The sequence below is a fragment of the Pseudoalteromonas sp. TAB23 genome, from assembly GCF_000498075.1.
GTDB classification, from domain to species: domain Bacteria; phylum Pseudomonadota; class Gammaproteobacteria; order Enterobacterales; family Alteromonadaceae; genus Pseudoalteromonas; species Pseudoalteromonas arctica.
On the sequence record NZ_AUTP01000126.1, the window covers coordinates 1 to 11,109 of the forward strand.

At 36.7% G+C, this 11,109-nt stretch carries 8 protein-coding genes and 2 pseudogenes; 4 read left to right on the forward strand and 6 right to left on the reverse strand.

Annotated features, from left to right (window positions below; all coding sequences use genetic code 11):
• The first annotated feature begins 58 nt into the window (after positions 1-58).
• Positions 59-394: a hypothetical protein gene (locus tag L654_RS0104275; RefSeq protein ID WP_024590361.1), complete on the forward strand. Its 336-nt coding sequence runs from the start codon at positions 59-61 to the stop codon at positions 392-394.
• A gap of 15 nt (positions 395-409) precedes the next feature.
• Here the strand turns inward: L654_RS0104275 and L654_RS1000000127210 are convergent, their stop codons facing one another.
• The 5 genes and pseudogenes from L654_RS1000000127210 to L654_RS0104300 all read right to left on the reverse strand — a co-directional run.
• A complete protein-coding gene (locus L654_RS1000000127210) occupies positions 410-505 on the reverse strand; it encodes a DUF4236 domain-containing protein (RefSeq protein WP_076915493.1) in 96 nt (31 codons plus the stop codon).
• A gap of 181 nt (positions 506-686) precedes the next feature.
• Complete coding sequence (locus tag L654_RS0104280; protein ID WP_024590362.1) at positions 687-1,586, reverse strand: hypothetical protein; 900 nt, start codon at positions 1,584-1,586, stop codon at positions 687-689.
• A 1,106-nt stretch (positions 1,587-2,692) separates the two neighbouring features.
• Positions 2,693-4,324, reverse strand: a complete 1,632-nt coding sequence (locus L654_RS0104285) for an ATP-dependent helicase (RefSeq protein ID WP_024607373.1) — start codon at positions 4,322-4,324, stop codon at positions 2,693-2,695.
• 1 nt (position 4,325) lies between these two features.
• The gene (locus L654_RS0104290; protein WP_024607374.1) at positions 4,326-6,026 is read right to left on the reverse strand and encodes an AAA family ATPase; all 1,701 of its coding nucleotides are present in this window, start codon (positions 6,024-6,026) and stop codon (positions 4,326-4,328) included.
• Between the two features lie 684 nt (positions 6,027-6,710).
• A pseudogene (locus L654_RS0104300) lies at positions 6,711-7,355 on the reverse strand (MFS transporter); the annotation flags it as partial.
• Between the two features lie 113 nt (positions 7,356-7,468).
• On the opposite strand from L654_RS0104300, the gene L654_RS0104305 reads away from it, so the two are divergent.
• The 3 genes from L654_RS0104305 to L654_RS0104315 all read left to right on the forward strand — a co-directional run bounded on the left by L654_RS0104305 (position 7,469) and on the right by L654_RS0104315 (position 10,821).
• Positions 7,469-8,197 carry an NUDIX domain-containing protein gene (locus tag L654_RS0104305; RefSeq protein ID WP_007585186.1) on the forward strand — a complete coding sequence of 243 codons (729 nt, stop codon included), beginning with the start codon at positions 7,469-7,471 and terminating at the stop codon, positions 8,195-8,197.
• A 271-nt stretch (positions 8,198-8,468) separates the two neighbouring features.
• Complete coding sequence (locus L654_RS0104310) at positions 8,469-9,959, forward strand: SulP family inorganic anion transporter (protein WP_024590949.1); 1,491 nt, start codon at positions 8,469-8,471, stop codon at positions 9,957-9,959.
• A 10-nt stretch (positions 9,960-9,969) separates the two neighbouring features.
• Complete coding sequence (locus L654_RS0104315; RefSeq protein ID WP_024607376.1) at positions 9,970-10,821, forward strand: universal stress protein; 852 nt, start codon at positions 9,970-9,972, stop codon at positions 10,819-10,821.
• Between the two features lie 87 nt (positions 10,822-10,908).
• Here the strand turns inward: L654_RS0104315 and L654_RS0104320 are convergent.
• Positions 10,909-11,109: pseudogene (locus L654_RS0104320) on the reverse strand (LysR family transcriptional regulator); the annotation flags it as partial.

Consider the following 11,109-nt stretch of genomic DNA (forward strand, 5'->3'; position numbering starts at 1 on the left):
TCGCTCTTTGCCGAAGTTCGGCTTAGTTCCACTAGCAGACATTGAAGATTCTTAATGTGTGACCCATACGCTTCTAGACAATGCCCGCATCCAAGCTAAGCTCGAAGTAGAGCAAGAACAAGCAGAAATTGAAGCTGAAAAAATACTAATATCAGAGACTAAAAAAGATTTAAACGAGTGCTATCAAAAGGAAAAAAGAAAATCGGATGAAATTGGAAATACACTGACTGAAAAAAACGAATTAATACAGCACAATAAACGAGAAATGAAAATCGAAAAACAGAAGGCAAAAAATCACGGTAACGCTCTTAGTCGAAAAAACAGTTTGATAAATAAATTAAAGACCAATGCTGAATACTTAAGTTCATTCATCGAAGAGAGCTATGAAACATAAAAGCTCTCTTCGAATTCAACCTTTACCTCCAACAGAAATGCTAGTAATTCCCTTTTTTCCTAGGTTGCCCCTTGAACCCTTACCTATTCTGATGCTCTTTCTAAATCTCATGTAGCTGTCCCTGCATTAATTAATGTTTACTCTATATCTTAATTTAACAAAGCTCAAAGTATCAGAGCAACAAAAGAAAACTTAATAAGGTTCATAATGGATGTTAGAAATAGTGTTACATAGGAGTTGAACTTTCATGTATTTTAAAGCCTTGTTTTACAAGGCTCTATTTTTTAATTAATTATTTTGTATAAGTACATATATATGAACCAGGAGCTTTACCGCCTACACAAGAAACTCGACCTGCAGAAGAAGGTGATTTAGCAGAGGTACTGTAAAATTGGGCTCCAGAACGCACGGCAGCATCATAAAAATTTGAGAAAGTTGATAAACCACCTTTTTTAAAGGTATATGTACGTGGTGATGTTACAGGAAGTGTAGGTTCAACTTTGTTTCCGTCAACATCTCTACCATGTTCAAAATCCCATATAAGCTCATCACCAATAATTCCATATAACGAATATATTGCAATGCTTTTGTCATCAAAAGCAACCTGCATAAAGACTTTTTCAATTTCAGCAACGCCAGAAACTTTTGCCGCTGCGATTGTAAAGTTCGATATATCCTGTTCTAGGGTTGTATGTTCATTATAATAAGATGAAACTTCATATTGTTTTGCACCAAATCCAACTAAGTCCCAAGCGCTACCTGCAATCTCTTTAGGCACAATAGTTGCGCTTACTCCAGCTAAGCTTGCAACAACAGCACTTTTTGCATCAGATATATTATGAAAAGTATTTAAAGCGTCCTGCTCTACACCATAGCTATCTACAGTCCAACTATATATAGGTATTCTTACATCTTGAATATGACCACCACGACCATCAGGTTCATTATCTCCTTTTAATATCCTGTACCCTGTAATGGTCTTAGAAACATTGAATTTCTCAATAATTGATTTATCTAGATTCATTACATAAACATCGCGAGGGCGATCTACTTTAGCTTTTAATCTTGCTGTATTTTTGAACTGTTCGAAAGAAAAACATGTTGAGCATTCAGTGTAAAGTGGAGTTTCCGAGGCTAAACTTGAGAAAGAAACTAGTCCAATTAAAGATGTTAAAAGTAAATTTTTTATCATAATCATTCCATAATTAAATAAACGTAAAAGAAACATTATTATAATTTCTTTTTCATTACTTTTAAATCATTAACAACTACAAAAGCATTACCCATTAAGAGTTAATGTATGGGGGATGGGTAACTAACCCACTATATCGCGGCTTTTAATTTTAACTAGGCGAAGCCGTAGCGAGGAACGAGCGCGACTTTACAGAGTTAAATGCAAAATAGTCCTTAAAAAACGCGTTCACCAATCTTCCAGCTAAAAAAAGCTAATCGTGCCTTGATAAACTTCTCTTTATGGAGCTTAGAGGCTCGATAAGGAAATTTCATAGGCACAGGTAAATTGCATCACTTTTCATACAAAGTCGCTTAGAATCACTCTGAGGAGTGAAGTGTCGTGATTTTTTGGGGGATGCCGTAGCTAGGGGAAAGGCCGACAGGAGTATAAACTGAAGAGTGGCTTTAATGCTTAAAGTTTTGTAACTTATTCACAGGCTAACGCCTTTTTAATAACTCTTGTTTTTAGCACCGCTGTAGCCACCTAAAACTGTAGTCAATAAAAGAGAATAAGATGTTTTTTTATAGCCAATTATTAAGTAGATGCCTCAATCGTCTTGACTAAATAAATATAGTCCACCCTCCGCCTCGAACAACTTAATATAACTAGCGCCTCAATACCTGGCTATCACTCATCCACGAACCGCTTTGTAGCGTGCTAAGCTTAAAGATCAATAAAAAACTGGAGCACACTAAACTCGCCAATTAAAATCGTTTTTCTTGTAATTGATTTATTTCCCTCATTATATCGGTTTGTGGGGGTAAAAATTTGACTGTATGCGAGCCGCGCAAATGTCTGCTCGTAGCACGTTTACTTGTATATGTGAACAAACACCAATATGAGTAATTAACTATTTTTAGCCAATCACAATGACCGCTATTCGTTCTTTGCCGAAATTCAGCTTAGTGCTATCAGTCGTAACTCGTTTCTGCCCCATTTCGAGTTAGCTTTACCGCACAGTAAAGTAGAACTCTCCACCAAACTGTCCTTTATTTTAAACAAGCACCTCGGCAACAATGATGATGGTGTTTACTGCTAAATACAGAACTTAACAACTGCACTTATTATGTATGTAATCCCTCTAATCCAGGCAAATCAAAAAACTGAGAGGGGTTACCGTTTTTCACTTGATGTTGATAGTTTAGACGATTGCTGCTGGTAACTAATATACAGTGCTTTTTTGCTCTAGTAATACCAACAAAATGTAGATTCAGCTCTTGCTCCCAGTTTTCGTAATGAACATCCCATGACCCTTGAACAATACGCCTTTTGGGGTGTACCCAGTCATAAAGATCTAAATGATAAACCACATCAAATTCCAGTCCTTTGGATTTGTGAAGAGTCATTACTTGTACTTCATTTTCGTTAATTGGCATGTAATGTTTTAGTAGTTTGCTATCAACACAAATATTATGAATTAGCTCTTTATCTGAATCTGAAACGACACAAACAAAAATATCTTCAGAAATCTTAATAATCGATTCTGCCAGCTCTCCATATTCTTTATCTATTACATCAAAAATCAATCTCCGAAGATTAGCGACCTGTTGCTCTTGAACTCTTATGTACCGAACAACCGTTTCGATTACGTCGTTAATCCTATAATCTTCATTAAGACGATACCGTAATAAACTTGCAAACAAGTTAGTGATACGAGTATTTCTTACAGCCAATGGATCTTCATCAAAAATTCTAAAAGGAACTTTTAGCTTTTGCTCTAGAAATTCCAAAGATATATTGTTTCTAACTAGAATACCTATTTTAGAATAAGAGTCTGTTATACCTTTTTCGATAATATCTTGAATAGAGTCACTAACTTGTTCAGACACATTAAGCTGAGTACCTTGATAACTCCATCTATGAACTCTTATTTCATCAGTGGAAATCAAATCACAAGTTGGATTAAACAATCTGTTTGAATAGTTGGTAATTGAAGGGTGACACCTGTGGTTTATATTAACTATGTGGTGTTCAAAGACATCAGGCTGCGCAGTTAAACTTGTAATATATTCTGGGTTACTTCCTCGCCATGCATAAATTGATTGCTGTGTATCCCCAACTGCAATACCTGTTAAACCTAGTTCTATTAATTTTAAAAATAACATATGTTGAGGTTCAGATGAATCCTGATACTCATCAACATAAAGAGAAGAATACTTTGCTCGAAAGTAATTTTGGCAGGCTAATGAGGTATTTAGAATATGGTTAGCTATTACGCCTAACAGCTCAAGTAAAACATACCCATTTTCATATAAAATCTTAATGTCTTGTTCAAATGTTGGATAAGTGTCAGTTTTGATGTCCCCAGAGTATCCAGAAATCGTAGGAATTTGCTCTTTTAAATTTTGAGGGATTTCATCGAATAATTTGCACTCTATAGCCGAAGAAGAGTGACCAATCAACCGTGAACCAAATGGGTAAATTATTTCACTTAAACAAAAATGATCAATGGTCCCGAAAAAGCTAGCCTTTAAATCGCACGCATCTTTTTTACACCGTTGTTTTAATTCTTTGCTGGCCTTTACCGTAAACGTAATGCCAATCACGCCCTTATAGTCAGGGAGCAATTGGACTTCATTTCTCATTTTCTCTACGACAACAGCTGTTTTACCGCTTCCTGGGCAAGCAGTAATAACCATATTCGCACTTGAAGCTATAGCAGCTTCTTGATCAGGGGTAAATTTAAAATCAGCCATACTAAGCCATTGCCCTAGCTACTGCGTATGCTAAAGGTTTTGCTAGTTCACCACTGACCAACTTGGCAAAAGCATCTCTATTTTGTGAAATAAACTCTCTCATTCTAATCGCTTTTTTACCTTGCAAATACTTGATAGCATCTACAACATCCTCTTCATCTGCGAAAGCTAAAAGTTCACCTTCCAACTCAAGTGCGATATCGTTCTCAAGGTCTATTTTTGATAAGAACATACCATTTGGATTTACTTGGTTAGAAGCATTCTGCCAAGCACCATTATTTACAAGGTCTTGTGATGTGGTATTAGGCGGATAATAAGGAGCATTTGGTAAACCCATTAGCGAAAAACAACGATTAAACCCTACAGCTCTTTTATCTGTTCGCCCTCTAGTTCCAGAGACATCACTATCCGTTCTGAGTACCCAAGGTATTTCCATTGCATCGAGTATCTGGCAATAAACTTTAAATTGAATACCATCAACACATAAGATGGTTATGTTGTAAAAATCTAAATCAAAATCCAATTGGCTCGCTAGCTCTTCATAAAACAATTTTTCAGAAGGGCCTTCTACCAGAAATACACAACTAGCAAAAAAAGCTTCTGCCGGAAGTATGCTCATTCTATAACCTAACTCATCCCATGCATCTGAAATACAACTGGAGCAGCCATCTTTTGCAGCTTTAGAGCCTTCAGCTGTTGAGAAGAGCCGTATAATGGAGTCAGGTTTATAACGTTCAGTTATTTGTGGAGAATGACTGGTGATAATTGTCTGGCCCGGTAATTCATGTATTAAGTAGTCAGCCAGTTTACGTTGTTGATGTGGGTGTAGGTGAGCTTCAGGTTCTTCTACACAATAGAATGTTACTTCATGTTCAGGGTCAAACTCTCTTTGACTTTTTGCCTTCCATAATGCTAACAATATTTGGTTATTTCTCCCATCACCTCCTAGCATTATTTTAGATCCTGAAGTTGAAGCTCCAAGCTCCAAATTATCAATGAACTGATTAACTTTAATAGCTCCTGTATCTAAGTGGACACTATAATCGCCATTTGTATATGATAACTTTTTTAATTCTTCATTAACTACAGATGTTGCGTCTTTAACGTAATTTAGCCCAGCTACTTTTTCGTTCACTTGATTTAACTGCCCAGAAATTACATTCATTTCTGCTTGATCGGCAGCCAGGTCAGTTGCTTCAAGATTATCCAGAGATTGCTTTAGAAGCTTTTTCTTTTCTATATTAATGAACTTTTCGAGGTCTCTTCTAGAGCGAACATATCTTAGATTTAAACGCTTTAAATAAAATCTGGATTGGACTAATTCTAACTCGCCCTCTGAACAGCCTATGAATATTTGGCAATCCAGTGTTGCTCTATCAGCGACCATCGAAATTACACATTTTCCATCGTCACTCACATGCCCTTTTAAAATAGATAAAACAGCATCCTCTGTAACTTCTGAAAAATATACATTTATTGTAAAGGTATCTGGTTGTTCGCCATTACTGTTGATATAAAAATCAGTTAATTCTGGTTCTATATCACGGTCTGATAGAGACTTATCCAGCAACAAGCGCAAAGCATAAAGTAAGTTTGTTTTACCAACGTCGTTACTGCCAATCATCAAAGTTCTATCATTAAAACTTACTGATGCGGCTTTAAAATTTCTAAAACCATTGAGGTTTACTTTTTCGATTTTCAAACTATCCTCCTTGCGACTTTTTCTTCAACATACCTGTAAGCTATTCTGCATTGCTACATGAAACGACTAAAAGGCGCATTGAATTGATTGTACATTATTGTTGGCTAGTAATGGCTGATCATTAAAGTTCATTTACCTTGATTGTAAGGAAACAGGGGGTGCCTTACAATTAACTCATCTTTAACTTTTATAAGCCTGCTCTAACTTGTTTCTGTCCAAAAACGAGTTTAACCGACCGTCTGCTTCTCGCTCACTGCAGACTATCAGCTGTATTTGCTTTTTAGTTGCTTATTACACAAACTGCGCAACTACGTCTTTTTACAAAAACTACGTCACGTCTAATATTATTCATTTTCACAACATGGTCGAAAGTTGATAATCCAGTTAAAAACCAAAGGAAGACGTCGATGAAGGCAGCTTAAATCGAAATAATAAAAGTTTAAAAAATGATGTTAAACGCTATTACAAATCGTGATATTGAACAAGCGACTCACACTTTACTTAAATGCATTAATAATTTAACTATTGAGAAATGAGATAGTTGCTGCGAGTTTATAAAGTGTTTGGGTTTAGTAAAAAGAAAGCTTAACGAGTGAAGCAGTCTAACAACTCCAAAACTATTGCTTTAGTTCTATTATTCTAGTTCTATTGCTTTAGTTTTGGCGCTTATTAAAGGGATAATATTTACCCTTTCATTTGTTCAAGCTCTTTGCCTTTGGTTTCGTGTAAAAACTTAAATACAAATATAACTGAAACAAACGCGCAAAATGCGTAAAAACCATAAGCCCCTGCTAAACCTATACCGGTGAGCATGACAGGGAACGACCAGGTAATTAAAAAGTTAGCTATCCACTGGGCAAAGCCGGTAACTGCAAGGCCAGAGCCGCGAATTTGGTTAGGGAACATTTCGCCTAACATAACCCACATTACAGGGCCCCACGATAGATTAAAAAAGAACACATACGCATTAGCGGCTATTAAAGCAACTATGCCCTGCTCTCCTAATTCTAAGTTACCTGTTGAGCCAATATCTGCGTTTAAAAAGGCATAAACAATAACCGAAAGCGTCACCGTCATACCAATTGAGCCGGTTAACAAAAAAGGTTTTCTGCCAATTTTGTCTATAAAATACATGGTAATAAACACCGCTAAAATACTTACAAAGCCGCTTATTATATTAATAAGTAACGCGTCAGATTCAGTAAAGCCTGCTGCTTGCCAAAGTACCGCGCCGTAGTAAAAAACAACGTTAATGCCGACTAATTGCTGAAATGTAGCTAAGCCAGTTCCTATCCAAACAATGGGGCGTAAACGTTTTTTAAGTTTATCTGATTGTTTTAAATAGGAATTATAAAAGCTTTTTATTTGCGCTTTACCCACCTTTTATATACCCTTAATAGTCTTTATAACAATATCTTCGTATAGCTTTTTCTGAGTAATTTATGCACTATAAAACATCAAACATTTCTAACAACATTGACGAAGAATCGATTCCTGATGACTGCATTAGCAATCTAACCGTAGATAATATTGTATTTGCTATTCATGAAGGTAAGTTAAAGGTGTTGCTGGTTAAATATAATCGGGGCCTTGCAACAAGCCAATGGGGTTTAATTGGTCATTGGGTTCGTAAAGATGAAAACTTAGACCTTGCAGCTCTGCGTGTTGTTAAAAGTACGACCGGTGTTGAAAACCTGTACTTAGATCAGTTAGGTGCATTTGGTAATGTAGACCGCTACCCTGCTAGACGTATTATTACTATTGTTTATTATTCGCTCGTTCGCTTTGAAGAAACCAACCTTGTGAGCGGCGATAATGCTTTAGAGTGTGAATGGTTTGATGTAAATAGTGTACCCGCTTTAATGTTTGACCATGCCGATATTTTAAAAAGTGGCTTAGACTACTTACGCTACAAAGTAAGACACGAGCCTATTGGTTTTAGCTTACTCCCTGAAAAATTCACCCTGCTTGAGCTACAAGGAATTTACGAGTCGATTTTAAATAAATCACTCGATAAACCTAACTTTAGACGTAAGTTTCAAAAAATGAACTTATTAATAAACTGCAAAGAAAAACAAACCAACGTAGCTCACAGAGCCGCAACGCTTTATCGTTTTGATATAAACGTGTACGAAAAATTAAGAGAGTTTGGTTTTACGTTTGAGTTTTAATTGCTTAAAAACCTTATTGGATTGAGGTTTACTCTTTATGAACTAACTCTATATTGCTAAAGTGTATGCGTTACTTATAATTTATTCCCATTATCAATACACACTAATCAAAAAGGAGCTTTTTACTTGAAACTTACGCCGCCCTAGGCAACCACTCCCTTTTTCATCAGCACGTTGCGTGCAACCTTAATCGCCATCTGCGCGAGAATCATTGTTATTTAAATAAAATACTCCCCTATACTTTGGGAAACTAACTAATTAGGTTTATTACATGTTTGATCACGTAAAAAGAGATTGGCTCTCTAATGTTCGTGGTGATGTGCTTGCTGGTATTGTTGTGGCGCTTGCCCTAATACCTGAAGCTATTGCCTTTTCTATTATTGCGGGTGTTGATCCAAAAGTAGGTTTATATGCCTCATTTTGTATTGCGGTTATTATTGCCTTTGTAGGCGGACGCCCTGGCATGATATCGGCTGCTACCGGTGCAATGGCACTGTTAATGGTGACGCTGGTTAAAGATCATGGTCTGGAATACTTACTGGTTGCTACCTTACTCACCGGTGTACTACAAATATTTGCAGGCTTTTTAAAGCTCGGTGAGTTAATGCGGTTTGTATCGCGCTCTGTTGTAACAGGGTTTGTAAACGCACTGGCGATTTTAATATTTATGGCGCAGTTACCTGAGCTGACTAATGTTACTTGGCATGTTTATGCGATGACTGCAGCGGGTTTGGGTATTATTTACTTATTTCCGTATATTCCAACAATTGGCAAAATACTTCCCTCTCCTTTAGTGTGTATTGTTGTTATTACCTTACTTGCACTGTTTTTAGGGCTTGATATAAGAACAGTTGGCGACATGGGCGAACTGCCAGACACCCTACCTATATTTTTATGGCCTGATGTACCGCTAACACTCGAAACGCTGCAAATTGTATTACCGTATTCGATTGGTCTTGCTGTTGTGGGATTACTTGAATCCATGATGACCGCCACTATTGTTGATGACTTAACCGATACAACGAGCGATCGCAATAAAGAGTGTAAAGGTCAAGGTATTGCAAATATTGGCGCAGGTTTATTTGGTGGTATGGCGGGTTGCGCCATGATTGGGCAATCAATTATTAACGTTAAATCGGGCGGTCGTGGACGACTTTCAACCTTTATTGCTGGTTTATTTTTAATCATCATGGTGGTGTTTTTAGATGAGTGGCTGCGTTTAATTCCTATGGCGGCATTAGTTGCAGTAATGATTATGGTATCGATTGGTACGTTTTCGTGGGCATCAGTTAAAGATTTAAAAAAGAACCCGCTTTCGTCAAACGTAGTGATGATTTCCACCGTTATTGTAGTAGTTGCCACGCATAATCTAGCCATTGGCGTTTTAGTTGGCGTGTTGTTAGCTACGTTGTTTTTTGCAAACAAAATTGGTCGCTTTATGGTTGTTACAACTAAGCACGATGAAACTAAAAACCTAGTAACTTATGAAGTTGTAGGTCAGGTATTTTTTGCCTCAGCAGAGCAGTTTATAGCGTCGTTCGATTTTAAAAGTGCGGTAACAAATGTTGTTATAGATTTAACCCATGCACATTTTTGGGATATAACCGGTGTATCGTCACTCGATAAGGTGGTTATTAAATTTAGACGCGAAGGTGCAACAGTTAATATTGTTGGTATGAATAGCGCAACCGAAACAGTTGTTGATAAGTTTGGCGTACATAACGACCCTAAAGAAGTCGATAAACTACTTGGCGGTCATTAAGGAGAATGTAATGGAAAAAATAATTACCTGTATCGATGGCTCTGTCATTACACACGCTGTAACCGAAGCTGCTATTTGGGCTTCAAAAAAGCTAGATAAATCAATTAGCTTTATACATATGCTTGAAAAAATACAACAAACTAATGTAGGTAACTACACCGGTACAATTGGTTTAGGTGCCCAATCTGCTTTGCTTGAAGAAATGACAAAACTCGATGAACACCGTAGTAAAGTTTCTTTAAAACTAGCAGATGAATTACTCGACTCGGTTGCTGTACAAGCAAAAATTGCTCATATTCAAAACTATGAATTAATTAAACGTCACGGTGATGTAATCGACGCTATTATTGATTTTAAAGATGATACTCGCTTAATCGTTATTGGTCGAAATGGTGTTGATCATCGTGTTGATTTAAATGCACTTGGTTCACACATCGAAACGCTCGTGCGTAGCGCCTCGCAACCAATATTGCTTATTTCTAGAAAGTTTAAGCAGCCTAAATCATTTATGATTGCGTACGATGGTCGCGAAACAGCCGACAAAGCACTGCAACAAGTTATTGATGGCGGTTTATTACATGGGCTTCATTGTCATTTAGTGAGTATTAATAATAATGAGAAGAACTTAGAAGAGAAGTTTCTTAACGCTCAATTTAAACTCAGTAGTATGGGTTTTGAAGTGTCTGCAAGCTTTTTAGAGGGCAATATTTTTGACTCGTTAATGCAATACAAAGAGCAAAATAATATTGATTTGATTGTTATGGGGGCTTTTGGGCATTCGAAGTTAAGGCAGTTTTTTGTGGGCAGTAATACCATTAAAATGCTCGAAAACAACGATGTGCCAGTTATTATATTAAAGTAAGTGGTTGTTTTAAGTAATCACCACTTTAAAGTAAGCAACTGTTTTAAATGATATTTTAATGACCCACTTTAAAAATCCTAAAATCACTTAACTGATTTTAGGCTTTTTTGTTTTTGGCTTAGCTTCAAACTTTTCAAATAAAAACTGAATAAACGACGTAACCTTTTGAGCCACAAACTTTCTATGCGGATAAATAGCAAATAAACCAAACTCAAAGGTTTTATAACCTTGCATAACCTGTACAAGCTTACCCGATGCAATATCGTCTCTCACCACTATTTCAGGGAT

Coding starts and splice junctions, on each gene's coding strand:
- L654_RS0104315 (WP_024607376.1), top strand. CDS start 9,970: ATGGAAAAAATAATTACCTGTATCGATGGCTCTGTCATTACACACGCT.
- L654_RS0104285 (WP_024607373.1), bottom strand. CDS start 4,324: ATGGCTGATTTTAAATTTACCCCTGATCAAGAAGCTGCTATAGCTTCA.
- L654_RS0104280 (WP_024590362.1), bottom strand. CDS start 1,586: ATGATAAAAAATTTACTTTTAACATCTTTAATTGGACTAGTTTCTTTC.
- L654_RS1000000127210 (WP_076915493.1), bottom strand. CDS start 505: ATGAGATTTAGAAAGAGCATCAGAATAGGTAAGGGTTCAAGGGGCAAC.
- L654_RS0104310 (WP_024590949.1), top strand. CDS start 8,469: ATGTTTGATCACGTAAAAAGAGATTGGCTCTCTAATGTTCGTGGTGAT.
- L654_RS0104305 (WP_007585186.1), top strand. CDS start 7,469: ATGCACTATAAAACATCAAACATTTCTAACAACATTGACGAAGAATCG.